At 60.7% G+C, this 25,224-nt stretch carries 26 protein-coding genes and 1 pseudogene; 14 read left to right on the top strand and 13 right to left on the bottom strand.

Annotated elements, in window-relative coordinates; genetic code table 11:
• Positions 1–32: 32 nt before the first annotated feature.
• Entirely contained in the window at positions 33–1,826 is a 1,794-nt protein-coding gene (locus D5261_RS21320; protein WP_165864291.1) for a M3 family oligoendopeptidase, read from the bottom strand.
• 228 nt (positions 1,827–2,054) lie between these two features.
• Here D5261_RS21320 and D5261_RS21315 point away from each other — a divergent pair, with 228 nt between their 5' ends.
• The 6 genes from D5261_RS21315 (at position 2,055) to D5261_RS21290 (ending at position 8,460) form a co-directional block, all read left to right on the top strand.
• Positions 2,055–3,062 (top strand): sulfate ABC transporter substrate-binding protein, encoded by a 1,008-nt coding sequence (locus D5261_RS21315; RefSeq protein ID WP_119322143.1) that lies wholly within the window; start codon positions 2,055–2,057, stop codon positions 3,060–3,062.
• Positions 3,063–3,373: 311 nt separating this feature from the next.
• Positions 3,374–4,384, top strand: coding sequence for a sulfate ABC transporter substrate-binding protein (locus tag D5261_RS21310; protein WP_119322144.1), 1,011 nt, complete (start codon positions 3,374–3,376; stop codon positions 4,382–4,384).
• A gap of 107 nt (positions 4,385–4,491) precedes the next feature.
• The gene (gene cysT / locus D5261_RS21305) at positions 4,492–5,352 is read left to right on the top strand and encodes a sulfate ABC transporter permease subunit CysT (RefSeq protein ID WP_119322145.1); all 861 of its coding nucleotides are present in this window, start codon (positions 4,492–4,494) and stop codon (positions 5,350–5,352) included.
• 23 nt (positions 5,353–5,375) lie between these two features.
• A complete protein-coding gene (gene cysW, locus D5261_RS21300; RefSeq protein WP_119322146.1) occupies positions 5,376–6,260 on the top strand; it encodes a sulfate ABC transporter permease subunit CysW in 885 nt (294 codons plus the stop codon).
• A gap of 4 nt (positions 6,261–6,264) precedes the next feature.
• On the top strand, positions 6,265–7,335 hold the full coding sequence (locus D5261_RS21295; protein WP_119322147.1) for a sulfate/molybdate ABC transporter ATP-binding protein: 1,071 nt from the start codon (positions 6,265–6,267) through the stop codon (positions 7,333–7,335).
• 258 nt (positions 7,336–7,593) lie between these two features.
• The gene (locus D5261_RS21290) at positions 7,594–8,460 is read left to right on the top strand and encodes an NAD-dependent epimerase/dehydratase family protein (RefSeq protein ID WP_165864292.1); all 867 of its coding nucleotides are present in this window, start codon (positions 7,594–7,596) and stop codon (positions 8,458–8,460) included.
• A 103-nt stretch (positions 8,461–8,563) separates the two neighbouring features.
• On the opposite strand, the gene D5261_RS21285 is transcribed toward D5261_RS21290, so the two are convergent.
• From D5261_RS21285 to D5261_RS21275, 3 genes are read right to left on the bottom strand one after another with little or no spacing between them, the layout of a single operon-like run.
• Positions 8,564–9,040: a DinB family protein gene (locus D5261_RS21285; RefSeq protein WP_119322148.1), complete on the bottom strand. Its 477-nt coding sequence runs from the start codon at positions 9,038–9,040 to the stop codon at positions 8,564–8,566.
• Between the two features lies 1 nt (position 9,041).
• On the bottom strand, positions 9,042–9,503 hold the full coding sequence (locus D5261_RS21280; protein ID WP_119322149.1) for an SRPBCC domain-containing protein: 462 nt from the start codon (positions 9,501–9,503) through the stop codon (positions 9,042–9,044).
• Positions 9,500–9,835, bottom strand: a complete 336-nt coding sequence (locus D5261_RS21275) for an ArsR/SmtB family transcription factor (RefSeq protein ID WP_119322150.1) — start codon at positions 9,833–9,835, stop codon at positions 9,500–9,502. Before D5261_RS21275 ends, D5261_RS21280 begins: the two co-directional genes overlap by 4 nt.
• 166 nt (positions 9,836–10,001) lie before the next feature.
• Between D5261_RS21275 and D5261_RS21270 the strand changes: the two genes are divergently transcribed.
• The 7 genes from D5261_RS21270 (at position 10,002) to D5261_RS21240 (ending at position 15,905) form a co-directional block, all read left to right on the top strand.
• Positions 10,002–10,928 carry a UbiA-like polyprenyltransferase gene (locus D5261_RS21270; protein ID WP_119322151.1) on the top strand — a complete coding sequence of 309 codons (927 nt, stop codon included), beginning with the start codon at positions 10,002–10,004 and terminating at the stop codon, positions 10,926–10,928.
• Complete coding sequence (locus D5261_RS21265; RefSeq protein WP_119322152.1) at positions 10,925–11,341, top strand: thiol-disulfide oxidoreductase DCC family protein; 417 nt, start codon at positions 10,925–10,927, stop codon at positions 11,339–11,341. Before D5261_RS21270 ends, D5261_RS21265 begins: the two co-directional genes overlap by 4 nt.
• Positions 11,338–12,147 carry a menaquinone biosynthetic enzyme MqnA/MqnD family protein gene (locus D5261_RS21260; RefSeq protein ID WP_119322153.1) on the top strand — a complete coding sequence of 270 codons (810 nt, stop codon included), beginning with the start codon at positions 11,338–11,340 and terminating at the stop codon, positions 12,145–12,147. The genes D5261_RS21265 and D5261_RS21260 overlap by 4 nt, the downstream gene beginning before the upstream one ends.
• Before the next feature lie 245 nt (positions 12,148–12,392).
• Positions 12,393–13,403: a dTDP-glucose 4,6-dehydratase gene (rfbB, locus tag D5261_RS21255; protein WP_119322154.1), complete on the top strand. Its 1,011-nt coding sequence runs from the start codon at positions 12,393–12,395 to the stop codon at positions 13,401–13,403.
• A complete protein-coding gene (locus D5261_RS21250) occupies positions 13,387–14,628 on the top strand; it encodes a glycosyltransferase family 4 protein (RefSeq protein ID WP_119322155.1) in 1,242 nt (413 codons plus the stop codon). The genes rfbB and D5261_RS21250 overlap by 17 nt, the downstream gene beginning before the upstream one ends.
• Positions 14,629–14,630: 2 nt before the next feature.
• On the top strand, positions 14,631–15,401 hold the full coding sequence (locus D5261_RS21245) for a polysaccharide deacetylase family protein (protein WP_119322156.1): 771 nt from the start codon (positions 14,631–14,633) through the stop codon (positions 15,399–15,401).
• Between the two features lie 21 nt (positions 15,402–15,422).
• Complete coding sequence (locus D5261_RS21240) at positions 15,423–15,905, top strand: hypothetical protein (RefSeq protein ID WP_119322157.1); 483 nt, start codon at positions 15,423–15,425, stop codon at positions 15,903–15,905.
• A 69-nt stretch (positions 15,906–15,974) separates the two neighbouring features.
• On the opposite strand, the gene D5261_RS21235 is transcribed toward D5261_RS21240, so the two are convergent.
• The 6 genes from D5261_RS21235 to D5261_RS21210 all read right to left on the bottom strand — a co-directional run bounded on the left by D5261_RS21235 (position 15,975) and on the right by D5261_RS21210 (position 21,287).
• Complete coding sequence (locus D5261_RS21235) at positions 15,975–16,265, bottom strand: hypothetical protein (protein ID WP_119322158.1); 291 nt, start codon at positions 16,263–16,265, stop codon at positions 15,975–15,977.
• Between the two features lie 38 nt (positions 16,266–16,303).
• Positions 16,304–16,576: a hypothetical protein gene (locus D5261_RS21230; protein ID WP_119322159.1), complete on the bottom strand. Its 273-nt coding sequence runs from the start codon at positions 16,574–16,576 to the stop codon at positions 16,304–16,306.
• A 108-nt stretch (positions 16,577–16,684) separates the two neighbouring features.
• Positions 16,685–17,413, bottom strand: a complete 729-nt coding sequence (locus D5261_RS21225) for a biotin--[acetyl-CoA-carboxylase] ligase (RefSeq protein WP_119322160.1) — start codon at positions 17,411–17,413, stop codon at positions 16,685–16,687.
• Positions 17,410–18,252 carry a carboxylating nicotinate-nucleotide diphosphorylase gene (gene nadC / locus D5261_RS21220; RefSeq protein ID WP_119322161.1) on the bottom strand — a complete coding sequence of 281 codons (843 nt, stop codon included), beginning with the start codon at positions 18,250–18,252 and terminating at the stop codon, positions 17,410–17,412. Before nadC ends, D5261_RS21225 begins: the two co-directional genes overlap by 4 nt.
• A gap of 126 nt (positions 18,253–18,378) precedes the next feature.
• Positions 18,379–18,735: an antibiotic biosynthesis monooxygenase family protein gene (locus D5261_RS21215; RefSeq protein ID WP_119322162.1), complete on the bottom strand. Its 357-nt coding sequence runs from the start codon at positions 18,733–18,735 to the stop codon at positions 18,379–18,381.
• Positions 18,732–21,287 (bottom strand): glycoside hydrolase family 2 TIM barrel-domain containing protein, encoded by a 2,556-nt coding sequence (locus D5261_RS21210; protein WP_165864293.1) that lies wholly within the window; start codon positions 21,285–21,287, stop codon positions 18,732–18,734. The genes D5261_RS21215 and D5261_RS21210 overlap by 4 nt, the downstream gene beginning before the upstream one ends.
• 48 nt (positions 21,288–21,335) lie before the next feature.
• Here D5261_RS21210 and D5261_RS21205 point away from each other — a divergent pair.
• Positions 21,336–22,571, top strand: a pseudogene (locus D5261_RS21205) (RNA-guided endonuclease InsQ/TnpB family protein).
• Positions 22,572–22,599: 28 nt separating this feature from the next.
• Here D5261_RS21205 and D5261_RS21200 read toward each other — a convergent pair.
• Genes D5261_RS21200 through D5261_RS21190 form a run of 3 tightly spaced genes read right to left on the bottom strand, consistent with a single transcriptional unit; the run spans position 22,600 to position 25,198 of the window.
• Positions 22,600–22,761, bottom strand: a complete 162-nt coding sequence (locus D5261_RS21200) for a hypothetical protein (RefSeq protein ID WP_165864294.1) — start codon at positions 22,759–22,761, stop codon at positions 22,600–22,602.
• Complete coding sequence (locus tag D5261_RS21195; protein ID WP_119322164.1) at positions 22,758–24,485, bottom strand: cation:proton antiporter; 1,728 nt, start codon at positions 24,483–24,485, stop codon at positions 22,758–22,760. Before D5261_RS21195 ends, D5261_RS21200 begins: the two co-directional genes overlap by 4 nt.
• Positions 24,486–24,514: 29 nt before the next feature.
• The gene (locus tag D5261_RS21190; RefSeq protein ID WP_165864295.1) at positions 24,515–25,198 is read right to left on the bottom strand and encodes a sulfite oxidase-like oxidoreductase; all 684 of its coding nucleotides are present in this window, start codon (positions 25,196–25,198) and stop codon (positions 24,515–24,517) included.
• Between the last annotated feature and the right edge of the window lie 26 nt (positions 25,199–25,224).

Raw genomic sequence — 25,224 nt, 5'->3', positions numbered from 1 at the left:
GATGAGGCCAAACGAAGAATAATCCCTCGCCACTACGCCGCCTGATACTCCGCCCAAAGCTCCTCGAACCGGGCGACCATGCCGCCTAGCACCTCGAAGCCGCCTTGCCAGAAATCGGGATCGTCGAGGTTGACTCCGACTTTGGCGACCAGGTCCTGCGGGGTCAGGCTGCCGCCGGCGCTCAGCATGTCCAGGTATTTGGCGGCGAAGGCGGCGCCTTCGGTCTGGGACTTGCGGTAGAGAGCGAGCGCCAGCAGTTCGCCGAAGGAGTAGGCGTAGACGTAGAATGGGGAGCCGGTGAAGTGGCCGATGTAGGACCACCAGAGGCGGTGCTCGTCGCCCATCGTGATGGAGTCGCCGAACATAGCCTGGATCTCGGTGTGCCAGTAGTTGCCGAAGTCCTCCAGCGTCAGTTCACCCTGCGTGCGGCGATGATTGTGGATCGCCTTTTCGAAACGGTACATCGCTGTTTGGCGTGGGATCGTGGCGAATGTGCCTTCGATCTTTTCGGCGTAGAGCGCCAGCTTGTCCTTGATCGACGCCTGGGCTACGACTTTGTCGAACACGAGCATTTCACCGAAGGTGCTGGCGAGCTCCGCGAGCGGCAGCGTGCCGTAGAAGTTCAGCAAGGTCTGCGCGCGCGCCAGGGAGCCGTGCACGCCGTGCCCCAGCTCGTGGGCGAGGGTCATCACGTCCTTCATCTTGCCCAGGTAGTTCATGAACACGTAGGGATGCAGGTCGGGGGTGACGGACGAACAGTAGGCGCCGCCCTGCTTTCCCTTCGCCGGCGCGGCGTCGATCCAGTTCTTGTCGAAGAACTCGGCGGCGCGCTCGCGCATGATGGGCGAAAACTCTCCAAACGCGTCGAGGATCAGACGATGCGCTTCTTCAAACGACAGTGTCTCGTCGGCCTGGAAGAGCGGCGCATAGCGGTCGTAGTGGGTCAGCGTATCCAGACCGAGGATCTCGCGCTTGACGTGGTAGTAGCGGGCGACGACTGGATAGTTACGATAAACAGTGTCGACCACAAGATCGACGGTCTCTTTGGACAGCTCGTTCGCCAGATGCCGCGACTGTTCGGGGTATGTATACTTGCGCAGCCGGTCGCGCACGTTTTTATCCTGCATCAGCGTGTTGAAAATGAAGCCCGTGGAGCGGCTGTTCGCCTGAAGCCCTTCGGTGAACGCGGCGGCTGCTTTTCGGCGCGTCTCTCGGTCCGCGACGTAAAGCTTGGAGAGCACCTGCGGCTGCGTCATCTCCTCGCCGTCCAGCTTGAAGACGGCGTTCGCGGTAATCTCATCGAAAAGCCGGTCCCAGGCGCGCGCGCCCGTATTCGCCGTCTCCTCCAGAAGCCGCTCTTCCGTTTCGCTCAGCATATGTTCGCGATGCAGGCGGGTGTCCAGCACGAAGTGCTTGTAGGGCGAGACTTCGGGTGTGCTCAGCAGGGGCGTCACCACGTCATCCGGCGCGGCGGCGAGTTCCAGGCTGAAGAACATCGTCGGCAGCGACAGCGCCGTCCCCTTCTCCCGCATCTTCTGCATAAAAGCGCCGTAAGCGGCGTTGGAGGTGTCCGTGGAGAAGAGCAGCGAGGCGTAGGCCGCCGGCTTGGTCGCCTCCACATCGATGGCCTCGTACTCGCGCAGCGCTTCGCCCAGCGTGGCGGCGGTCAGGTCGGCGCTGTCGATCTTGCCTTTGTACTTCGCCTGAAACGCCTCGGACCGCGTTTGCAACGCCGTAAAAACCGCTTCGATACGCGGATCGTCGATGGAATCATAGAGATCGCTGAGGTCCCAGCGTACGTCGGTGGTGGTTTCGAGGTCGGTCACGGGAATATCTCTTTTCTGAAGACGGATGTGAGCCGATTATACCCAGCCGGACAGGGAAGAGATATTTCCATGGCGGAAGCTGACTATTGATCCACGGAAATCTTCATAATTTCTTTGTGATCGGTTGACAAAATGATTCACTAGTATTATAATAGTAAATATAAACATGCTTCTTAATTAGGAAGCGTGCATCGTTGTGAAAAACGCATCAAGGGGAAGATACAAAAAATGAAACTGAAGGACACCGCGCGCTTATTGGGCGCGTTCACCGCCGTTGCCGGGGCTCTGCTGCCCCTTTCCGCTCACGCTCAGAAATTGCTGAACGTTTCTTACGATCCGACGCGTGAGCTGTACCAGAGCTACAACACGGCGTTCGCCAAATACTGGCTCTCCAAAACGCATCAGAACGTGCACGTCGATCAGTCGCACGGCGGCTCCGGCAAGCAGGCCCGCGCGGTCATCGACGGCCTGGACGCGGACGTCGTAACGCTGGCGCTGGGCTACGATATCGACGCCATTGAAGACGCCGGTTTGATCAACCACGGCTGGCAGAGCCGCCTGCCGTACAACAGCTCGCCCTACACCTCCACCATCGTCTTCCTGGTGCGCCATGGTAACCCGAAGCACATCAAGGACTGGAATGACCTGGCGCGGCCCGGTGTCGGCGTCATCACCCCGAACCCGAAGACGAGTGGCGGCGCGCGCTGGAACTACCTCGCGGCCTACGGCTACGCGCTCAAGCAAAAGGGCGGCAATGACGCGTCTGCCCGCGCCTTTGTCGGCAAGCTTTACAAGAATGTCGTCGCGCTGGACACCGGCGCCCGCGGCGCCACGACCTCGTTCACCGAGCGCGGCCTGGGCGACGTCCTGATCGCCTGGGAAAACGAAGCCCTGCTGGCGACCCGCGATCTTGGCCCCGGCAAGTACGATATCGTGTACCCGTCGATCAGCATCCTGGCCGAACCCCCCGTCGCGGTTGTCGATAAGAACGTCGCCCGCCACAATACGACCGTTCTCGCCACCACCTACCTGAACTGGCTGTACACTCCCCAGGGTCAGACCATCGCCGCGCAGAACTTCTACCGCCCGCGCGTCGCTTCGATCGCCCGCAAGTACGCCAAGTACTTCCCGAAGCTCAACCTGATCACCGTGGACAATACGTTCGGCGGCTGGCGCAACGCTCAGAAAGTCCACTTCTCGGACGGCGGCGTGTTCGATCAGATTTATAAGAAGTAAGAGGCGCCCCATCCCTGGCGCTTTAGCGACCGGAGGTCCCTATTCCCCCGGCGCTAAAGCGCTTCCCCCTTTTTCCCAACAAGCCGCTTCGCGGGGGAAAAGGGGTGCTGATAACTACAGTCCTTGCTCGCTCGACAAGCAGCCGAGATGAATGTTTCGACTCTGTAGACAAGATCTTCACGCTTACGAGACGAGTGAATGGAACTCAGTGAGTCGCTCCCCTTTTCCCCTGCGAAGCAGCTTGATGGGAAAAAGGGGGAAGCGCTTTAGCGCCGGGGGAATAGGGCTTATCTCCACAAGGACCCCATCCAATGCATCTCAATAAAACCATAAAGGCGTTCGGCGCGCTGCTCACCGCCGCCGCCGCGCTTGCGCCCGCGACTGCGGTCCATGCGCAGAAGCTGCTGAACGTGTCTTACGATCCGACGCGTGAACTTTATCAGGATTACAACACCGCGTTCGCAAAGTACTGGAAAGATCATACAGGGCAGAATATCCATATCGATCAGTCGCATGGCGGTTCCGGCGCGCAGTCCCGCGCCGTCAGCGAAGGGTTGGAAGCGGATGTCGTGACACTGGCGCTCGCCTATGATATCGACGCCGTCCAAAAGTCTGGATTGATCAACCCGGGCTGGCAAGGCCGGCTGCCGTATAACAGCTCGCCCTATACGTCCACGATTGTGTTCGTCGTTCGCCATGGCAACCCGAAGCACATCAAGGATTGGAGCGACCTGGCGCGGCCGGGTGTCGGCGTCGTCACTCCGAACCCGAAGACCGGCGGCGGCGCGCGCTGGAACTACCTGGCGGCGTGGGGCTATGCGCTCAAGCAAAAAGGCGGTAACGACGCCACGGCGCGCGGCCTGGTCACCAAGATCTATCACAATGTGGTGGCTCTGGACTCCGGAGCGCGGGGCGCGACGACCACGTTTACCCAGCGCGGGCTCGGCGATGTGCTGATCGCCTGGGAAAACGAGGCGCTGCTCATCACCAAGGATCTGGGCAAGGGACAGTACGATCTCGTGGTTCCCTCCGTGAGCATTCTCGCGGAGCCGCCGGTGGCCGTCGTGGATAAGAATGTCGACCGGCATCACACGCGCACCCTCGCCACGACGTATTTGAACTATCTCTATACGCCCGAAGGCCAGGCGATCGCCGCGCGGCACTACTACCGACCGCGCGTTCCCTCGATCGCGCGTAAGTACGCCGGGCAATTCGCGAAGGTGAACCTCTTCACTGTGGATTCCCTCTTCGGCGGATGGCAGGCGATCCAGGCCAAGCATTTCAGTGACGGCGGTGTCTTCGATCAGATCTATCACAAATAATCGCCCTGAATACGAAAATCTTCCAAGCCCGTCCGCAAGACATCTTGCAGACGGGCTTGCTTTATCAGGTATTCTATAGGGAAAGTATTTTAAGAAAGACATCCGTTATGACTGTCTCGACCCAATCCAGACCGATCCGACCGGCAAAGCAGCGACGCGTGCTGCCGGGATTCGGGCTGACCATGGGCTTTACACTGCTCTATTTGAGTCTGCTCGTCCTGATTCCGCTGTCCATGCTGTTCTGGAAAACGAGCTCGATGCCGATCTCTAAGATCTGGAGCACGGTGACCGATGATCGGGTGCTGCAAGCGTTCAAGCTCACCTTCGGCGCGTCATTCTGCGCCGCCCTATTCAATGTCTTCTTCGGCGGACTGGTGGCGTGGGTGCTGGCGCGCTATCGCTTTCCCGGCAAGCGTCTCATTGACGGACTGGTCGATCTGCCGTTCGCGCTGCCAACGGCGGTCGCCGGCATTTGTCTGGTGACGGTCTATTCGCAGAACGGCTGGATCGGACGGATTGTCGAACCCCACGGCCTCAAGATCGCGTTCACTCCGATCGGCATCACCGTTGCGCTGATCTTTATCGGGCTGCCCTTTGTCGTCCGAACGGTGCAGCCGGTTCTGGAGGACATGGAGGCGGAGCTTGAGGAAGCGGCGGCGAGCCTCGGCGCGACACGCCTCCAGACCTTTTTGCGCGTTCTCGCGCCGCCCCTGGCGCCGGTCATGCTGACGGGCTTTACGCTGGCGTTCGCGCGGGCGCTGGGCGAATATGGATCGGTCGTGTTTATCGCCGGCAACCGTCCCTACAAGACGGAGATCCTGCCGCTGCTGATCATCACCAAATTGGAAGAGTATAACTATGCGGGAGCGACGGCTATCGCGCTGGTCATGCTGATCTCGTCGTTCGCGCTGCTGCTGGCGATCAATGTCCTCCAGGCCTGGAGCCGGAAGCGACAGGGCACCGTTTAACCCGGGGCGGAAAGGAAACACCCATGGCGGAAACCGCCGGTTTAGTGAAACGCGCGCAGACGGGCGCGCCGCGCTCGAAGGTCGCCAACGATCCCCTATGGCTGCGGATCGTCTTGATCGCATTGATGCTCGCGCTGATGGGCCTCTTTTTGATTCTGCCCTTGATCGTGGTGTTCCATGAAGCGTTCGCCAAAGGCTGGGCGGCTTACACGGATGCGCTGAAGCAGCCCGAAGCCCTCGCGGCCGTGCGGCTGACGCTGCTGACGGCGGCGATCGTCGTGCCGATGAATGTCGTCTTTGGTATCGCGGCGGCGTGGACCATCGCGAAGTTCGATTTCAAAGGCAAGAACCTGCTGATCACGCTGATCGACCTGCCGTTCGCGGTGTCTCCCGTCATTTCAGGTTTGATCTTCGTTCTTTTATTTGGCTCGCGCGGCATTTTCGGATCGTGGCTGATGGATCACGATATCAAGATCATCTTCGCCACACCGGGCATCGTGCTGGCGACGGCGTTTGTCACCTTCCCGTTCGTCGCCCGTGAACTCATTCCGCTGATGCAGGCGCAGGGGAGCGATGAGGAGATCGCGGCGCAGGTGTTGGGCGCGAGCGGCTGGCAGACCTTCCGCCGCGTGACGCTGCCCAATATCAAGTGGGGCCTGCTGTACGGCGTCATTCTGTGCAATGCGCGCGCCATGGGCGAGTTCGGCGCCGTGTCGGTTGTGTCCGGGAAGATCGTCGGCCTGACCAACACCATGCCCTTGCAGGTGGAAGTATTTTACGACGACTACCAGTTCGTCAGCGCCTTCGCCCTGGCGTCGCTGCTGGCGATGCTCGCGCTGGTGACTCTGGTGGCCAAGAACATTGTGGAGTGGTTCGCCGCGCGGCAGATCCGCGTGGGCGAGGAATAAAGTTATGAGCATCACCGTTACGAATGTCAGTAAGCAATTTGGGAAATTTCAGGCTCTCAAAGACGTCAACCTGGAGATCAACTCGGGCGAGCTGCTCGCGCTCCTTGGACCGTCCGGATCGGGTAAGACGACCCTGCTGCGCATTATCGCCGGCCTGGAAACGGCGGATACGGGCAACATCCTCTTCAACGGCGAAGATATCACCGAACGCCACGTCCGCAAACGTCAGGTCGGTTTTGTCTTTCAGCATTACGCGCTGTTCCGTCACATGACGGTCTTCGAGAACATCGCCTTCGGTCTGCGCGTCAAGCCGCGCAGCCAGCGCCCGACTAACGCGCAGATCACCGACCGCGTCATGCACCTGCTGCAAATGGTCCAGTTGGAAGGACTCGCGCAGCGCCACCCATCGCAGCTTTCCGGCGGCCAGCGCCAGCGTGTCGCCCTCGCCCGCGCCCTCGCCGTGGAGCCGCAGATGCTGCTGCTCGACGAGCCGTTCGGCGCGCTCGACGCCCGCGTGCGGCAGGAGCTTCGCCAATGGCTGCGCCACCTGCACGACGAACTGCACATCACCAGTATCTTCGTCACCCACGATCAGGAAGAAGCGCTCGAAGTGGCGGACCGGATCGTCGTCATGAACCACGGCCAGATCGAACAGATCGGCACTCCTGAAGAAGTCTACGATACGCCGGCGAACCCCTTCGTCTTCAACTTCCTGGGGAGCGTCAACCTGTTCCACGGACGCGTCACGGGCGGCGAAGCGCATGTCGGCGCAATGAATGTCGCCATTCCCGGCGACGCCACGGTGAAAGACGCCAACGTCGTGGGATACACGCGCCCGCATGAGCTGGAGATTCAGCGGCACCGCAACGGCTCCGCGACGATCGAAGCGGTTGTCAAACACATCACCGCCGTCGGCCCCATCGTCCGAGTCGGCCTGGACCCCAGCGACGGCGCCGAGACGATCGCCGCAGAGATCACGCGAGAAAAATACCGAGAGCTGAACTTGCAGGTCGGCGAATCCGTGCATGTCAAACCCAAGCGAGTCCAAGTTTTCTGGGACGATTACTCCATCTGACCCCAATATATTCCGTACAATCCGCAATCGAAGGACCAGTTTCAAACCAGGGTTTTCACTCTGGTTTTTCTTATTTTTCTTAAGTATTCAAAAATAATAAACCAGTTTTGAACCAGATCTATTGACATGGAAAGTACAATCGGATACAATCGGACGTACGATTATGAACAATCGGCTTACCCGATTGTATCCGCGAGATGCGACCTGATCGAATGCGATTTCCAGGTCGTATTTCTTTGTCAACAGAAGGAATCATTCATGAAGATATTGGTCACCGGCGCCGCCGGCAACGCGGGGCAGGCGGTTTGCGCTCTCCTGCGCCAGGAGGGTTATGACATCCGGCGCGCCGACGTCGCCCCACCCTCGCGCGACGAGCTTGCGGGCGTGGAATTTGTCCGGTGCGACACGCGCACCCCGACCGACGCGCTGCGCGCCGTGGAGGGCTGCGATGCGGTGATCCATCTGGCCGCATGGCACTGCGCTCATAATCCGCCCGTCAGCGACGCCACGATCTTCGCCGTAAACGTAGACGGCACGTTCAACGTCTTCGAAGCCTGCCGCGCTTTCGGCGTCAAAGCCGTTGTCTTCGCGTCCTCCATGGCCTACGGCTGGGGCGGGATCTACGGTGTCACCAAGGTCATCGGCGAAGACCTTAGCCGTTCGTACCACGAATCGGCCGACGCGTCCGTCGCCATGCTGCGCTATCACGACTTCGTTCCGAAGCCCTATCTCGATTTCGGCGCCATGCTCCTGCGCAACGGCGTCGACCGGCGGGATGTCGCCGCTTCCACCGTCGCCGCCCTGCGCGCCGTGATCGACAAAAAGATCGGCCTGTTCCAGACGGTCATCCACACAAACCATCATATGCCCGCCGATGTCGTTCAGAACTTCCCATCGCTTGGACCGGATTGGTGCGAGACGCGCGTCCCCGGATCCAAAGCGCTGATCGAAAAGTACGCGCTTACTCTGCCCGCCTCCGTGGAGCAGCACGACATGTCCGAAGCAAAGCGATTGATGGGCTGGGAGCCCGAATTCGGCTTCGTCGAGTTCCTCACCGATCTCAAAGCCCGCGACGCGCGCGGCGAAGACGTGAAGGCGCTATGGGCGCCCGGTCAGATCCCTTAGAAACTCGACGACAGCCGTCATTCGGGAGACAGACACAAGAGAAACTGGGAAGAAATTGCTCCGTGGAGCGCTTGCTGCGAATTGCAGTTTCGCGCCCCACGGATCACCATTCCCGATCTCCATAAATCGTCTGCAAATGTTCCAGCTGCGCCACATGCTCCCGCGTATGAACCGCCCCGATGCCCGCCATAAAATGCATCGGCAGCTCTCCCATCGCAAAAGGAAGCCTCACTAATGTGTCCATCTGATCGGGCTGTAACGAAATCAAAAACGACAGATACTGATGGAAGCGGTTTTCCCACAGCGAAAGAGCCTGTTCGCGGGTGGTAATTTCACGCTCCATTTCGAGAAACTCGGCGTCCGCCAAGGCAGTCGTCTTCGCCGGATAAGGAGTTCCATTCAGCATGGTGTGAATAAACCCCAGCGAAAAGGCGCAATGCGCCACAAGTTGGAGCGGTGTTCGGGCGGTTGGAGCGGGCGACCAGTTCAGGCGGTCGTCCGGTATTTTGGCGAGGTTTCGCAAAAGACGCCCGTTGAGTTGGTGGACGTCCTGGATAGCGAGGTGAGCGGCTTGCTCCATTTTATTCTCCTTCAATGGCTCGCGTCACGTTATCCATTAACATCTCGGAACCGTGGCGGCGGCTGACGGCGGCTTCTTGCGTGGCGAAGTAGACGCCTTGCTCCGTGAATTTGGTTTTACTGCCAGCGCCGCAATCCTCAAACTCCACCGTCACGAGAGATACCGAAAGAAGCACGTCGTTCACATACATCCGGTAGGCATAGACAATCCGCTCTTGATCGACGATATCCAGGTAAACCGCATCGAAATGTGAGGTGTTCCCGTCGCTGAACTCACCCCGAGCGATTTCCCGGCCGTCGATCCGGAAATCAAATTCCCGCCTGAGAAGCGTCCACTTCCCCGCCGGTCCCACGAACCATTTCTCCTTCATTGCGATTTGGGACCATGCCTCAAATGCGCGTTTACGCCCGGCCTTGAACTGTCGCTCAATGGTGAACGTATCGTGTATCGGTGTATTGCTCATTGGCGTTCGTCATCTCCATCCAGTAGATTTTCCAGTCGATCGAATAGTTCGGTCCAAGTTGCTTTTCGATTTCTCATCCATTCCTCCGCCTGAAGGATCGGCTCGCGATTGAGTTCGCAGGTTCGAACTCGCCCCTCCTTCTTGCTCGTAATGAGGCCGCCTGCCTCAAGAACCTGCAAATGGAGCATGACAGCGGGGAGAGAGATGGGAAATGGCGCGGCAAGCGTCTTCACCGACGCGCTCCCCATCGCCAGCCGCTCGACAATCGCGCGCCGTGTCGGATCGGAAAGGCAATGAAACGTGGCGTCCAAGCTCGGAGAATAGTTCAGCATGTTCTTAACTATACCCGCGCAACGAGCTATGAGTCAATTCCTGATTGAAAGATTTCTCGAAAATCGTCTTGCTGGGAAATGGAGATGCGCGAAGGGAGTTCCTACTTTGTGAAAAAAGTTGCAATGTCTGTCTTCCCTGGGTACAATAATTCCAAGGGAGACTATTATGGCGCCGAGGCCCGCAGCAACGCAATCGCTTTCGCCCAACCCCATCGTGCGGGGATTGCGGCAGACGAAGATCATCCTGGAGATGATCAAGTTCGAGCATACGATCTTTATGCTCCCGTTCGCGCTGATGGCGGCGGTCATCGCCGGGCGCGGCCACTGGCCGCTGTTCTTCGCCAAGCTCCCCTGGATTTTGCTGGCGATGGTCGGCGCGCGCTCGGCGGCGATGGCGTTTAATCGGATCGTGGACCGTAAGTTTGACGCCGCGAACCCACGCACCGCAATGCGCGCGCTGCCGGCCGGGCAGCTGACGGTGCCGCAGGTGACGTTCTTTACGATCGTCGCCTCCGCGCTGCTCGTGTTCGCGTCGGCGATGCTCAATCCGCTGGCGCTGGCGCTTTCCCCGGTTGCGCTGCTTGTGGTATTCTTCTATTCCTACACCAAACGATTCACGCCGTTTTCGCATTTGGCGCTTGGGATCGCGCTGGCGATCGCCCCCGTCGGCGCGTGGATCGCAATCCTTGGACGCATCGATGCGCCGGCGCTCTGGATCGGCGGCGCGGTCGTCTGCTGGCTGTTTGGCTTCGACATCATCTACGCGCTTCAGGACACGGAGTTTGACAAGGCGAACGGTCTTTACTCGGTTCCGGCGTGGCTCGGCAACGCGCGGGCGCTGCTGCTTTCGCGCATCTCCCATGTCATCATGATCGGCCTGCTCGCGATGGCGGGCGTGTCGGCGCACCTGGGCGTTCTCTACGCCTTCGCCGTTGTGCTCGTCGCGGCGCTTGTGTGGTATGAGCAATCCCTGGTCAAACCGAACGACCTCTCCAAGCTGAACCTCGCCTTCTTCACCCTGAACGGCTATATCAGCATGGCGCTCTTTGTGCTGACCCTGGCGGACGTCGTGGTGGGAAGCAGGCTGCGGTGAAAGCGATCATCGTTTATATCGACGGCGAGTGCCCGATGTGCGTCGCCGGCGCCAACCGTCTCCAGCGCTTTGATACGCGCCATCGCGTTCGTTTCGTGAACGCACACGATCCGCGGTGGGCCGAGCGCGTTGGCGAGCGGTTTACGCCTAGCCAGATTCGCGGCCAGATGCAGGCGGAGATGCCCGATGGAACATGGCGCACGGGCTACTTCGCCTGGGCGGCGATTTTCAGCGAGATGCGCGGCCTGCGCTGGCTGGGTCTCGTGATGCGGTTTCCCCTGCTGTATGGCGTTGGGCCGGCGATTTACCAATGGATCGCCAACCATCGCCTCGAAATCTCCCGAGTGCTGCGGCTGCCGCCCCCATGTGACGAAAACGGCGTCTGCCGTCTCGGGCAAGGAGTCCGTCGATGAGTGTTGTGATCGGCAGTGTTCCCTACCTGAACGAAAAACCCCTGACCCGATGGTTTACGCATACCGAAGAAGGCCGCGCCTCGGGCATTGAAGTCGTTTACGCGGTTCCGTCCCAGCTCGCCGTGATGCTGAAGTCCGGCGAAATCGCCGCCGCCCTCGTCTCGTCCTTCGAATACTTCCGCACGCCCGGATACGGAATTTTGCCGGGCGTTTCCATCTCCAGTCAGGATGAGATCCTGGCCGTCCGCGCCTTTTCGCGCCTGCCCTGGAAGCTGACCACCTCCGTCGCGCTGGACACGTCGTCGCTCACATCCGTCGCTCTGCTCAAAATCCTGCTGGCCGAACAGCACCACATTTACCCATCGTATCTGCACCACGCGCCGGATCTGCCCGCGATGCTGGAAGTGGCCGACGCCGCCCTGCTGATCGGCGACAAAGGCATGCTGGCGAACAATGAGGGCCTGTTCACGCTCGACCTCGGCGAGGCGTGGCGCAAGCTCACCGGCCTCCCCTTCGTCTTCGCCATCTGGCTCGGCGATCCGGACCGCGTTACGCCGGATCTGATTCGGGCGCTCAAAACGGCCAAGGCGTGGGGGCTGACGCAGCTCGATCTCATCGCTGAGGAGCAAGCCGAGGTTTTGAACTGCCCGAAATCCCTCTGCCTCCGCTACCTGACCGAGATTATGGACTACGATCTCGGCGAGGACCATCTGGCCGCCCTGGAAGAGTTCGGACTGCGCGCCCGCCGCGTCGGCCTGCTCGACCAAGCCCCCGCGCCGCTCCACGTGCTTTCTTCGCGAAGGTAAGACAGAGGCCCTCACCCGGCCCTTCGGGCCACCCTCTCCCAAAGGTCTGGGCGAGGGTTAAGATTTTGGATCTTTGATCCAAATCGAAAAACTCCCTCTGACTCCCCCTCTCCCAATTTTGGGAGAGGGGGCCGGGGGGTGAGGGCCAGCTTTCCCCGTCGTTGACGCCCGCTTCCTGTCCTGCTATAATAGAACTCATTCTCACAGCAAGGCCGGACGGCGGCCGCGCGGGACGACACTCTTCAATGCAAACGCTTATTATCACCGGCGCCGCGGGCTTTATCGGCTCGAACTTCGTGCGCTATATGCTGGTGCGGTATCCCGCTTATCGGCTGATCGCCCTCGATTCACTGACATACGCCGGCAATCTCGCCAATCTTGCCGATGTCTGGAAGAATCCGAACTTTACCTTCATCAAGGGCGATATCTGCGACGAATCGATCGTCAACAACCTCGCGCAGAACGCCGACGCGATTGTGAACTTCGCGGCGGAGACGCATGTCGATCGATCGATCGCGACGCCGGGGCAGTTCATTCAGACGGATGTCAACGGGACCTATGTCCTGCTCGAAGCGGCGCGCAAACATGAGCTGGAGCGCATCCTGCATGTGAGCACCGACGAAGTTTACGGCACGATCGACGAGGGCAGTTTTAAAGAGGGCGACGCGCTGGAGCCGAACTCGCCCTACTCGGCGTCCAAGGCGAGCGCTGAGATGATGGTGCGCGCTTACCATCAAACCTACGGCCTGCCGACGATCGTGACGCGCGGGTCGAATACCTTCGGCCCGAACCAGTATCCCGAGAAGATGCTGCCGCTGTTTATCACGAATTTGATCGACGATATCCCGGTTCCCGTGTACGGCGACGGACACCAAATGCGCGACTGGATGTATGTCACCGACCACTGCCAGGGCATCGATCTGGCGCTGCACCACGGCGTTCCGGGCGAAGCCTATAACGTCGGCGGAGACAACGACCGCAAAAATATCGATGTCGTTCATTTGCTTCTGGAGTATTTGAACAAGCCGGAGACGCTCATTCACCATGTGAAGGATCGCCCCGGCCACGACCGCCGTTACTCGCTGGATGTCACAAAATCGCGAAAGATCGGATATACTCCCGACACGGATTTTGAATCGCGCCTGCGTGATACCGTCCAGTGGTACGTGGGCCACCAGGAGTGGTGGCGAACGATCAAAGAGAAAGACCAGGAATACCAATCGTTCATGAAAAAATGGTATGCCGACCGTCAATAGCAGCGACATGCATGAGCGCGCCTCGCGCCAATCCCGTAAGACCGTAAAGCCCCCGGCTGCGCCGCGCGTGCTGTACGTCGCGACGTCCAGCGGCGAAGGCGGAATCGAACGGCATTCCATTCGGCTGGCGGAGCGCCTGCGCGACCGGGACGTGACCGTGGGGTATTGCTGCGCGCCGAATACGTTTCTTTCGCAAACGTGCGGCGAATGCGGCATTCCGGCGTACCCGCTTGTCAGCCGCAACAGCGGCGATCCCGCCGCCATCGTCCGTCTGGCGTCGATCATTCGACGAGAGCGCCCCGATGTCGTCCACGTCCATTCACGGCGCGACTATGTGCCGGCGCTGCTCGCGGCGGGCCTCGTGCGCGGCGGCTCCCGCAGCGGACGCAAGCCGCACCTGCTGATCCATTCCCATCTCGACAAGCCGCTGGGCGAGCCGCATGCGCTGAGCGGGTGGTTCTTCCAAAAAACCGCAAGCCGGGTGATCGCCGTCTCCGCCGCCGTGCAGCAGCGGCTTTTGCAGCTCCACAATCTCCCCGACAGCTTTGTGCCGATCATCCACAACGGGATCGATCTGGGCGCCTTCACCACGCCCAATACGCTGATGCATGGCCTGCGCCGCGCCGGCGCGCGCCTCACATGGCGCATCGAGTCCAAGGCGATGGTGATCGGCATGGTCGGGCGGCTTTACGCCAAGGGACAGGAGATGATGGTCGCGGCGCTTCCGGCGCTGCTCAAAAAGCACCCCTCGCTCCATCTGGTGCTGGTCGGTCCGGAAGGAGATGCGGGAGATAAACAAAGGCTGAAGGGATTGATCGCCGAGGCGGGCGTGACGGATAAGGTCACAATCGCGGGACGGCGCGAGGATATACCCGAGCTGCTGCCCGCCTTCGATCTGCTCGTCCATCTGCCCAAGACGGAATCCTTCGGTTTAGCGCTGGTCGAGGCGATGGCGACGGGGCTGCCGGTGATCGCCAGCAATATCGGCGGCTGCGCGGAAGTCGTGCGCGACGATCAATCGGGATATCTGATCCCCCACGGCGATATGACCGCCCTCTCGGAAGCCATCACGCGTCTGATCTCCGGACCTCACGCGGCGGCGCTGCGAACACGTCTCGGCCAGCGCGGGCATGACATCGCCTGGGAGTGCTTTTCCATCGAACAGCAAGTCGATCGCCTCGAAGAGCTCTACACCGCCCTCGTTCAGTTCCCAGGTTCCCGGTAATCATGTCCGATTGGTCGCCCGTTCCAATTTTGATGTATCACGCGGTGGAAGACGCGCCGCGCGCGCCGCAGTACAAGCATTTCTATGTCACCCGCTCGGAATTCGCCGCACAAATGCGAATGCTGAAACGCGGCGGCTACACCCCGATCACCTTCCCCATACTCGCCGAAGCGATGGCCGGCGGCGCGACTCTGCCCGCGAAGCCCGTTCTTCTGACCTTTGACGACGGGTACGAAAACCTTCTGACCAACGCGCATCCACTGCTTCGCGATTTGAATTTCCCATATACCGTCTTTCTGGTCTCCGAGCGCATCGGCAAGACAAACGAATGGGTGATCGAAGAAGGGTTTGACGCCACCCCGCTCCTGGATTGGAATCAAATTCGCGAGATGGCGGCATGGGACGGCGTGTCGTTTCAGGCGCACACGGCGACGCACCCTCATTTGAACCGAATCGGCCAGGACCAACTGCGCCGCGAGCTGACCGTCAGCAAGCAGCAGCTAGAGCAGGAGCTTCAGCTGCCGATGGACGTTCTCTGCTATCCCTACGGCCATTTGAGCGAGGAAGTCGTCGCTGAGACACGGGCCGCCGGATACGCCATGGCGGTCACCACCGAGTTTGGCCGCGTGCGGCGCGGCGACGATCCCCTGCGCCTGCCGCGCATCAGCGTTTACCACGTGCCGTTCCTGTCGCTGACGTACGGCGTCGGCCCGCTGAACTTTGATTGGCGGCTGCGCACGCGCAAAGACAGCAGGTCCGCCCCGAATGGGTAGAATGTCCTTACGAGGGACATCTTGCAACAACGCTCCAAAATACTTCTCGCCGCCGCCGGCGTGCTGACGGCGGTGCTCGGCGTCTATCTCATCGCCTCCCGCCCCGCTCCCAGCGACAATGAGATGATCGACGCGCAAACGCAGACGCTCATTGAGGGAGCCGAACGCCACAGCGTCTCCCAGGTGATGTCCGTGGTGTCCGCCGAGTACCACGACGCAACGGTCTCGAACACGGACCAGCTCAACTTCTTCCTGCGACGCGTTGTGGGACAAGCGGGCCCCGTGGACGTCCAATTCTTCAGCCCCATCGTGACAATCGAGGGCGATACGGCGACGTCCAAGGGGCATTTACACGCCGTCAGCGCGCCAGGCGGCGCGGTCCTCACCGACCAAGACGTCACGCTGCACTGGAAGCGCGAAACCGGACATCGCCTGCTGGTCTTTCCCACCCCAGTCTGGCGCCTGACCAGCGCGGAATACCAGGCGCCGGGGCTCAGCGATTAGACACAAAGAGACGAAACTGAAAAAAGCGGGGAAGGCGCAATGCCTTCCCCGCTTTTTGGTCGATATGACCTAAATATCTTTGTCGTCCTTGCCGTCGAGATCGTCGTCGCCGAGCTCCAGCTCGATATCTTCGTCGATCTCCTCCATGTCGATCCCTTCCAAGTCGGGATCGGCGTCCAGGTCGACCGCTTTGCGGGCGGTGACAACGGGCTCGATGGCCGGCTCAAACCGGACCGTGGAACGTCCGCCCCGCTTTGGGCAGGACGTACAGGAAAAATTAACTTTTGCGTTCAGCAGCCACAGCGGCACGGCCCGGAAAGGCGCGTTGCAGTCGCTGCATCGGATCACTTCAGATGCCATTTGGTCCCAATATCCCCTATTTGCTTACTCTTACCATCTCACGCGGGCGGCGCCGTCTCACGCTTTCCGGCTTTGTCGCCGTACTCGACGGTCTCATCCTCGGTCTTCTCCGCCGGCTCGGGCGCGGGGGAAAAGATGCCGTTGACGATCATCAAAACGCCGACCAGAATATAATACCATGGCTCATTGCCGTCCGCGACCTGGCCGGGATCATAGATGAACCGATGTCCCAGGACCAATCCGACAACTCCGAGCACGATCAGCAATGCGCCGATTACGGTGAAGGTGCTCAGCCAGCGAGACCTTATCATATCTCTAACTTCCTTGGCGAGGTGCGCCCTCGCGCACCCGCAAACTGACGCCGCGGCGAAACGATAAGCTTCTCACAGCATTTGTTATTATACACTATGGGAGCCCTCTTATCCGTCTACCGTACGCCAGACGGTAAAAGTTCCGTCATGAAGACAAACCCGCGCGGCTCCATCGCTCTCAATGTCCTGAAGCTCCGCCGTTTCGCCGCCGCGACGCACCTTTGCCCCTACCGCTAAGTATCGGCGCCAGCCGGCCGCGATGGGATCGAAATCGCCGGCGCTCCGGTGAATATCCTCCCAGCGCTCCAGCCACTCCCAGAGCCGCTGACGAACCTCATCCATGGCGAAGGTCCGGCCGGAAGCCATCCGCAGCGAGGTTGGCGGGTAGACGAACGTCTCGGCGTCCGGAAACTCCGTCTGGTTGACGTTGACGCCGATTCCGAGGATCGCGCGCCACTCTCCGTTCGGCAGGAGCGCCGTTTCAACCAGAACGCCGCAGGTCTTGTTCCCGGCGAGCAGGACATCGTTGGGCCACTTGAGTTGAGGGGACAAACCTAGCTCCGCAAGCGCGTCCGCCACGGCCAGGGCGGCCACATATCCCAAACGCCACGCGGCGCTGACGGGATACGGGGGATGCAGAACCACGGTCATCAGAAGGTTCTCGCCGCCGGCGGCGCGCCACGACGCGCCGCGCCGCCCCCGCCCCTGCGTCTGCAAATCCGCTGTCACCACGGCGCCGTCCGGGGCGGGCGCTTCGGGATCGAGCGCCCAGGAGCGCGCGAGGTCGCTGGTGGACCCGCATTCGGCGTAATGGCGCCACTGGGAACCGATGGTCATTCGGCGAAGTCCAGGGAGATATCCATCGCCGGCGCGGAGTGCGTCAGCGCGCCGATGCTGAGGACATCCACGCCCGTCGCGGCCACCGCCGCGACCGTCGATTCATTGAGGCCGCCCGACGCCTCCGTGATCGCCCTGCCCCCAATAATTTCGACGCTTTCCCGCAAGAGATTCAGCCCCATGTTGTCGAGCAAGATAATATCCGCGCCACACGCCAGCGCCTCCCGCACCTGTGGGATCGTGGACGCCTCCACTTCCACCTTCATGGTATGCGGCGCCTGCGCCCGCGCCGCCGTCACCGCCGCCGTAATCCCTCCGGCGGCCTTAATATGATTGTCCTTGATCAGTACACAATCATAAAGCCCTAGACGATGGTTCACGCCGCCGCCAACTCGAACGGCGTACTTCTCCAGCACACGCAAGCCCGGCGTCGTCTTGCGCGTATCTATGATCCGCGCCTTCGTCCCCGCGACCAGATCGACATACCGCGCCGTCACGGTCGCCACGCCGCTCATCCGCTGCATAAAATTGAGCGCCACCCGCTCCGCCGTCAGCAGCGCCCGCGCATCGCCCGAAACCCGCGCAATCGCATGCCGTCCCGCTCCAACCTTCGCGCCATCCTCCGCCAGCGCCTCCCAGCGCGCATTCGGATCCAGCAGCCGGAACGCCAGCGCCCCCACCGCCAATCCCGCCACCACGCCTGGACTCTTCGCCAGCACCGTCGCGCTCGCCGTCGTCCCGGCGGGAATGCACACGGTCGTCGTGATATCCCCCGCCCCGATGTCCTCCGTCAACGCGGCGCGCACGATCGGCTCAAACAAAAACTCTGGAATGTCCATAATTACCTGCCTCGAACCGCCGCGCATCTCTTGCGCAACGGATAATGGTTACTATACCTGAAGATGGCCCTCACCCCCAGCCCCTCTCCCAGAATTGGGAGAGGGGCTGGGGGTGAGGGCCATCTTCTAGTGCATCTTAAACGGCCCGCCGTGCGGTTCCGGCTCAAGGTCCGGCCGCGCGGAGTCTTGGATCACTTCGTTGAGCTCCAATTCATTCTGCTGAAAGTAAGCGTCTTTGGGCAGCGTGCCGGATTTGGCGTGGCCTTCGGTGAAGGCTTCGGAGCGGATCCAGTTCATCAGGTCCTGGCGGCTGTTCCAGGTGGTCAGGACGACATAGGGCTGGCCCTCGTTGACGGGCCGCAGGACGAGATTGGAGATGAAACCGGGCATTTTGTCCACGAGGCCGGCGCGTTCGCGGAAGACGGTTTCAAACTGGTCGGCGTATTCGGGCTTGACGTAAAGCCGGTTGGCGACGGTGATCATTGGGTTTCTCCTGAGTTTTCTGGGTTGCTTTTGATGGCGTTGCCGGCGGCGTCCAGCGGAAGCGCCGGCTGGAGGGTCCATCCCGCGCGGCCGTCGTCGCGGGTTGGGATGAAGGTGACGCCCATTCCCTCGGTGGTGAGGAAGCCGTTGACGTTGTCCAAAATCATGCCCGACGGCTGGTTGACGAGGCGGCTCCCGAAGATCGCGGGTTCGATGCGCCATGTCTGCGGGCCGGCGGCGGCTCGCTGCTGGACCAGTGTCCAGTTGCCCTGGATTTGGGCCGCCGAGAGATAAAAGCCGCTGTCGGCGTTTTGGATCGTATACGATCCATCGGCGACGGCGGTCAAATTCCAGATCTGATTATTAGCCGCGTCGGCGCGCCATTCACGAATCTGCGCGCCGGCCCGGCGTCCGGTCTTCGGCGCATCAAGCCGCAGGTATGTCGCGCCGTCCGTGATTGTGTATCCCCCATCGGGAAGGCGTGGCGGGACTTGCCAGGTGACGATGTCGGAAATCTTCTTATCGTCGATGGTCGCGCTGGCGACGACCGTGTTCGCGCCGGCGTTCATCAGCGCGTCCCGCCACTCGAACACATGGTCCTCACTCGTCCGGTCGCCCAGATCGGCGCCGTTGACCACGAGATTTACTCTCGCGGCGCTGGAGTAGACCTTGATGGTTCGCTTCGCGCCGAAACGGTTGTCGTAGCGGCGGCCCGTGATATAAACCGTTGGCTCTTTCGACCAATTCGCTTTGTAGAAGTAGAACGCATCTTTTCGCGTGCGGCGATCGTAGGTCACGAGGCCCTTGTCGTTGCGGCCGGCATGGTCACCTTCCTTGCGCGCGTCCACGGCGAAGTCGAACATATTCCAGACCAGCTTGCACCAGAGGTAGGGGCGCTCACTCATCACGCTCCACGCCGTCTCATGGTAGACCGCCTGGTACTCCTCGGTGTGGTCGATCGGCTGCGGCTCGTCGCCATGGAACGCCACGCTCGCGCCGGCGCCGTATTCGGTGATCCCAAACGGCGTCAGCGGATACCGCGCGTGAAAACGATCCGCCCACGCCGCCAGGTCCGTCGTACGTCGATAGTACCACCCGAAGTATCGATTGTAGCCCAGCACATCCGTTTGAAAATTGATGGGGTCGTAATCATAACGGTTGCTGGCGAGAACCGTGAGACGGCTCGGATCGAGCGTGTGCGCCGTTTTATCCAGCGAGGCGAGCAGTGGCGCGGCCTGTCCTCCCAGCTCGTTGGAGAGGCTCCAAAAACAGATCGCCGGGTGGTTGTAGTTCTGCTTGATCAACTCGGTCAACTGCTGGCGCACGTTGTCCGCAAACCGATCGTTTTTCTCAAAGACGTCGATCAGCGGGATCTCCGCCCACGTGACGATGCCCAGTTTGTCGCAAAGATCGAGCGTGTGCTGAGAATGCTGGTAGTGGCTCAGGCGCACGATATTCGCGCCCAGCTCCTTGATCAGCGCAAAGTCGGCGTCTTGCTGGGCGTCGGCTACCGCCCAGCCCTGGTCCAGCCCGTCCTGATGCTTGTTGACGCCGTGCAGGTCCAGATACTTGCCGTTCAGCGAAAAGCCGGTCTCCGGCGAAACGGCGTACGAGCGAAACCCCAGCGGCTCCCGCACCGAGTCAATCACCCGATCGCCCGCGCGCAGCTCGACAACGGCGTGATACAAATAGGGATCCGCGGCTCCGTCCCACAGGCGCGGTTTCTTCAGGACCGTGTCCTGAACGACATCGGTGCTGACGCCCGCCGGCGCGATCAGCCGCTTCGCCAGCGATGTCACCATATGGTCCTGGGCGTCAAACACGGTCGTTTTCACCGTCACGTCGCGCGCGGCGGGCGAATCGTTACGCACTTCCGTCAGGATCTTAAGGTCCGCCGCATCCGATGTCACATGCGCCGGTGTGAGAAAGACACCGTCGCTGCCAAAGTCGTCCGTCCGGATATGAACGGCGTCCGTGCTGATCACATGCGCCATCCGGTACAAACCGCCAAAGACCGTGAAGTCGCCTTCCAGCGGGATAATATCCGCCTTGGCGTTATCGACTTTCACCGCGATGACATTATCGGCGCCCACATGCAGCGCCTCGGTCACATCGAAGCGAAACGCCGCGAAACCGCCCCGATGCTCGCCGACCAGCGCGCCGTTCACATACACCGACGCCGCCAGACTCGCCGCATCAAATTGCAGGAGCAGACGCCGCCCCGCTAGGTTCGCCGGCGGCGTGTAGTGCGTCCGGTACCAGCCGACGCCGCGATAGTATTTGCCGCCGCCGTCTTCCCCATCCTTCGCATTCCAGGTATGGGGAAGCTTAACCGGATCCCAGGCCGAGTCGTCAAACGCGGCTTCCTGCGCATGCGGCGCGACGCCGCGATGGAATTGCCAGGCGCCGTCCAGCGGCGCATCGGTTCGGGACAAAGATGGAGGCTGCGGGACTGCGTGCGCGGAAAAAACACCAAACATCATCAGGACACAAATTACGATCGGCGCGGACACAAACGCGGGAACGGCGACGCGCCGTGCGGAGAACATCATCTTGCAATTTTCCGATCTTAGCGAGAAGCGCGGAAGCCTTCCCCATTCATGGGGGAGATGGATAGCGCGTCGTCTTTCCGAAGTCGACAAACTCCGATCCTCTATTGGTATCGCGAAAATCTGTACCATCCTAGCAGCTTCAGGTATCATAAATCTGTGAACCGCAACTGTCTAAAAATCAGGTTGTATCCCGACAGGGCTCAGAAGCATACGCTGGAAGCGACGCTCGAAACATGCCGCCGCGTTTACAACAGCATGATCAACGACAGGAAGTTCCAATACGACACCGTTCAGGTCTCCGTGGGATACTTCGCGCAGAAGGCGTACCTCCCTGCCTGGAAGAAAGCCCACCCCGAACTCAAATTGGTCTACAGTCAGGTGCTCCAGGATGTCGTTCATCGTGTCGAACTTGCGTTCAAAGCGTTCTTCGACCGAGTGAAGAAAGGGGAAACACCAGGGTTCCCACGCCTCAAAGGCGCCGGCCAATACGACAGCATCACCTTTACCCAAAACGACAGTTTCAAGGTGGGAGACAGCACGATCCGTCTTGCCAAAATTGGCCAGATCAAAGCGAAGATCCATCGAAAACCCTGGGGCGAACTGAAAACCTGTACCGTACTACGGATCAACAATAAGTGGTTCGCCTGTCTCTGCCAAGAAATTGAAGCCGAGCACTTGCCGCCCTCCGAAGAAGCGATCGGTATTGATGTTGGTCTCAAGACTTTCGCCGCCTTCTCCAACGGAGAGTTCATCGAGAACCCGCGATTCTTCCGCAAAGAAGAAAAGGCGCTCGCCAAGGCTCAGCGCAAACTTGCGAAGCAGTAGCGCGGTTCTAAGGCTCGCAAGAAAGCCCGCAAGGTCGTTTCTCGTATCCATGAGCGTATCCGCAATCGAAGGCATGACTTCTGTCATCAGCAGGCAAGGCGAATCGTCAACCGTTTCGGCGTGATTGCCGTCGAAAAGTTGAGCGTTAAGAATATGCTTGGCAATTACTGCCTGGCCAAATCCATCTCCGATGCCGCCTGGTCCCAATTTCGTTCTGTTCTCACGTCGAAGGCTGAAAGCGCTGGTCGTGAGATTCTCGCCGTCAACCCTGCATACACTTCGCAGGACTGTTCGGAATGCGGCTACCGCCCTGACGGGCAAGAGGGCCGCACGAAGAAGAAGTTGTCCGATCGGTGGCATCGGTGTCCGATGTGCGGTCTTTCCGTGGATCGCGATACCAATGCCGCTGTCAATATTTTGGCTCTGGGACAACAGAGCCTCGCTTCCATGAAAGCGTAGAAGCCAGACCATTTATGGACTGGAGTTGTCACCGCACTTCGAAATACCAGAAGAGAAACCCAAAGATAAGGGCGACGAGGAACATGCCGATCCAGAAGACGCGCGAGCAGCCGTCGGGCTCGCGGGGAGAGCCGCCGGGTGAGGGGTTAGGCGATTTCGGATGCAGAAGTCGATAAAGGAGCGGTGTCATACGGCCGGCTCTGCTTCGCGCCGGTATCGGTGCTCGCGCACGCCGTCGATGTACTCCTGAACTTTTGTATCGCTCAGATCCAGGCGGCTCAGGCTTTGACGGATCATCTCCGTTCCGGCCTCAAACTCCGCATGAATCACGGCGTCCGCTCCGGCCTCGCGCATGCGCGGGATATCGATGCCCCGATGGACGCGCGCGACCACGGGAAGCTCGGGAGCGAGATGCTTCAGCACATGCAGCGCCATCTCGGTCGTCGCCGCCTCGGGCAGCGCCACAATGGCGAGATCCAAACACTGCGGATTCGTCTGCGCCAGCACCGTTTCCGAAGAAGCGTCTCCGTAGATCGTCGTCACACCGCCCTGCCTGAGTTTGGCGATGGCGTTCCCATCATAGTCTACGACAATATGAGCGATATCGTTCGCGCGCAGGGCGTCGGAAACATACCGGCCGACGCGTCCATAGCCAAGCACCAAAACGCGAGCCGTGGAGCAGGCTTCGGCGTTCACGAGTTCTTCCTCGGGGTGACGGTTGAGCCAGCGTGAGACGATGGGATTTCGGTTCAGACGCGTATAAACCGGCCCGGCGGCGCCGTACACAAACGGCGTCAGCAGCAGCGTGATCAGCGCCGCCGAAAGGATCACGCCCGTGATCTCCGGATCGATCAGCTTGCGCTCGCCGCCGATATTCGCGAGGACAAATGAGAACTCGCCGATCTGCGCCAGTCCCAGCCCCGCAAGGATCGCCGTGCGCCCATGATGCCCCGTCGCATAAACGGCGAGCGCGGAGAGAAACGCCTTGCCGATAACGATCGCCAGCACCACGCAGAGCACGGCGGGCCAGTGCGCTCGCAGAAACGCCGGATCGAGCAGCATGCCGACGGAGACGAAAAAGACGGCGGCGAAGACATCGCGCAGAGGCCGGATCTGTGCGAACAGCTCGTGCGCGTAATCCGTCTCGGATACGACAATCCCCGCGATGAAGGCGCCCAGCGCCAATCCCAATCCCGCAAGCTCCGCCGTGACGGCTGTCACCAGGCAGATCCCCACCCCGGTCAGCAGGAACAGCTCCTGCGATCCCATCCGCGCCACGCGTCCCATAAGCGCTGGAACCCCTTTGATCGCCAGCACGATCGCCGCGCCCATGAACAGCGCCGCCTTCAGCAGCGCCCATCCCAGCGGCGCAAGCGCCGCCGCGCCGTGCGCGGCCACTCCGGCGAGCGCGGGCAGCAGCGCCGCCATCAGCACCAGCGACAGATCCTGCACCACCAGGATCCCCAGCATAATCGCCCCATGCGTCGTCCCCAGCTCCCCGCGCTCATCCATGATCCGCATCATGACGGCGGTGGACGAGAGAAACAAAGCGCATCCCAAAAAGAGCCCGCCGTAAACGCCCCAATGGAACACCGCGCTGATCAGCAGTCCCAGCAAGACCATGCCGAGCAGGATCACCCCGCCGCCGACCAGCGCGGTCCGCCGCACGGCGTTTAATTCATCGAGGGAAAAGTGGATGCCGACGGTAAACATCAGCAGCACGACGCCGAGGTTGGCGACGGTGTGAATGGTGTCGGGACTGGCCAAAATCCCCGGCGTGTGCGGCCCGACCACAACGCCCGCGATCAGATAGCCGATCAGAACGGGCAGCCGCACCGCGCGCGCGACAAGCCCGCCGGCGAGCGCCGCAAGGAGCGCGATCCCAATATTCAGAAGAAATCCGGCTTCATGCATTGGGACTCCGTGAGAAAGGATCGTCCCCCCTACTCATCCTTCGAGAACCGTTCTTCGCTCCACGGATCCGCATGGTTATGATAACCGTTCACTTCCCAGAACCCGCGCTGATCGCGCGTCATAAACTCAATACGGTTCAGGAACTTCGCGCCCTTCCAGGCGTACAGATGCGGCGCGATGATCCGCACCGGCGCGCCGTGTTCGCGGGGGATCGGTTCGCCGTCCAGGGCGTAAGCGACGATCACGTCGGGATGGGACAGTTCTTCCATCGAGTTATTCGTCTTGTACCCTTCCAGGGCGTGCTGCATCACATGCGTCGCCTCGGGAAGCGGATCGACCAGGTCGACGATGGTTTCGAAGGGGACGCCGGTCCAGTTCAGGTCGTAGCGGGACCAGTGGGTGACGCAGTGGAAATCGGCGGTGAGTTCGATAGAGGGCAGGTCGCGCAGTTCGTCGAAGGTCAGGCTGACGGGGTTGCGGACGGCGCCGTTGATGGTCAGCCGATAAGTATCGGGATCGAACGGGGGCTGGACACCGAGGTCCAGCACGGGGAACTTCTGCGTGAGATACTGGCCGGGCGGGAGACGCTGGGTGCGCGGAACCGCGACGCGGGTTCCGGTTTCACCGCGCTCGCGGGCGCGCTCCACGGCGCGCGCCTTCACATGCAGGTATTTGGCGCTGAACTGCTCCGAACCGTTCGTATCGCTGGGCATGGCGTTTCCTCTCCTACTCATTCGCT

The sequence above is a fragment of the Capsulimonas corticalis genome, from assembly GCF_003574315.2.
GTDB classification, from domain to species: Bacteria; Armatimonadota; Armatimonadia; order Armatimonadales; family Capsulimonadaceae; genus Capsulimonas; species Capsulimonas corticalis.
Note: the sequence above shows the minus strand (reverse complement) of the source record. Positions and strands in the feature narration are given on the sequence as shown.

Excerpts from the sequence above, each read along its gene's own strand:
- D5261_RS21310 (WP_119322144.1), top strand. The coding sequence starts at position 3,374 with ATGCATCTCAATAAAACCATAAAGGCGTTCGGCGCGCTGCTCACCGCC.
- D5261_RS21245 (WP_119322156.1), top strand. The coding sequence starts at position 14,631 with ATGTCCGATTGGTCGCCCGTTCCAATTTTGATGTATCACGCGGTGGAA.
- D5261_RS21285 (WP_119322148.1), bottom strand. The coding sequence starts at position 9,040 with ATGGAGCAAGCCGCTCACCTCGCTATCCAGGACGTCCACCAACTCAAC.
- D5261_RS21275 (WP_119322150.1), bottom strand. The coding sequence starts at position 9,835 with ATGCTGAACTATTCTCCGAGCTTGGACGCCACGTTTCATTGCCTTTCC.
- D5261_RS21250 (WP_119322155.1), top strand. The coding sequence starts at position 13,387 with ATGCCGACCGTCAATAGCAGCGACATGCATGAGCGCGCCTCGCGCCAA.
- D5261_RS21295 (WP_119322147.1), top strand. The coding sequence starts at position 6,265 with ATGAGCATCACCGTTACGAATGTCAGTAAGCAATTTGGGAAATTTCAG.
- D5261_RS21195 (WP_119322164.1), bottom strand. The coding sequence starts at position 24,485 with ATGCATGAAGCCGGATTTCTTCTGAATATTGGGATCGCGCTCCTTGCG.
- D5261_RS21210 (WP_165864293.1), bottom strand. The coding sequence starts at position 21,287 with ATGATGTTCTCCGCACGGCGCGTCGCCGTTCCCGCGTTTGTGTCCGCG.
- D5261_RS21225 (WP_119322160.1), bottom strand. The coding sequence starts at position 17,413 with ATGACCATCGGTTCCCAGTGGCGCCATTACGCCGAATGCGGGTCCACC.
- D5261_RS21215 (WP_119322162.1), bottom strand. The coding sequence starts at position 18,735 with ATGATCACCGTCGCCAACCGGCTTTACGTCAAGCCCGAATACGCCGAC.
- D5261_RS21260 (WP_119322153.1), top strand. The coding sequence starts at position 11,338 with ATGAGTGTTGTGATCGGCAGTGTTCCCTACCTGAACGAAAAACCCCTG.
- rfbB (WP_119322154.1), top strand. The coding sequence starts at position 12,393 with ATGCAAACGCTTATTATCACCGGCGCCGCGGGCTTTATCGGCTCGAAC.
- D5261_RS21235 (WP_119322158.1), bottom strand. The coding sequence starts at position 16,265 with ATGGCATCTGAAGTGATCCGATGCAGCGACTGCAACGCGCCTTTCCGG.
- nadC (WP_119322161.1), bottom strand. The coding sequence starts at position 18,252 with ATGGACATTCCAGAGTTTTTGTTTGAGCCGATCGTGCGCGCCGCGTTG.
- D5261_RS21200 (WP_165864294.1), bottom strand. The coding sequence starts at position 22,761 with ATGACACCGCTCCTTTATCGACTTCTGCATCCGAAATCGCCTAACCCC.
- D5261_RS21190 (WP_165864295.1), bottom strand. The coding sequence starts at position 25,198 with ATGCCCAGCGATACGAACGGTTCGGAGCAGTTCAGCGCCAAATACCTG.
- cysT (WP_119322145.1), top strand. The coding sequence starts at position 4,492 with ATGACTGTCTCGACCCAATCCAGACCGATCCGACCGGCAAAGCAGCGA.
- D5261_RS21315 (WP_119322143.1), top strand. The coding sequence starts at position 2,055 with ATGAAACTGAAGGACACCGCGCGCTTATTGGGCGCGTTCACCGCCGTT.
- D5261_RS21290 (WP_165864292.1), top strand. The coding sequence starts at position 7,594 with ATGAAGATATTGGTCACCGGCGCCGCCGGCAACGCGGGGCAGGCGGTT.
- D5261_RS21230 (WP_119322159.1), bottom strand. The coding sequence starts at position 16,576 with ATGATAAGGTCTCGCTGGCTGAGCACCTTCACCGTAATCGGCGCATTG.
- cysW (WP_119322146.1), top strand. The coding sequence starts at position 5,376 with ATGGCGGAAACCGCCGGTTTAGTGAAACGCGCGCAGACGGGCGCGCCG.
- D5261_RS21270 (WP_119322151.1), top strand. The coding sequence starts at position 10,002 with ATGGCGCCGAGGCCCGCAGCAACGCAATCGCTTTCGCCCAACCCCATC.
- D5261_RS21280 (WP_119322149.1), bottom strand. The coding sequence starts at position 9,503 with ATGAGCAATACACCGATACACGATACGTTCACCATTGAGCGACAGTTC.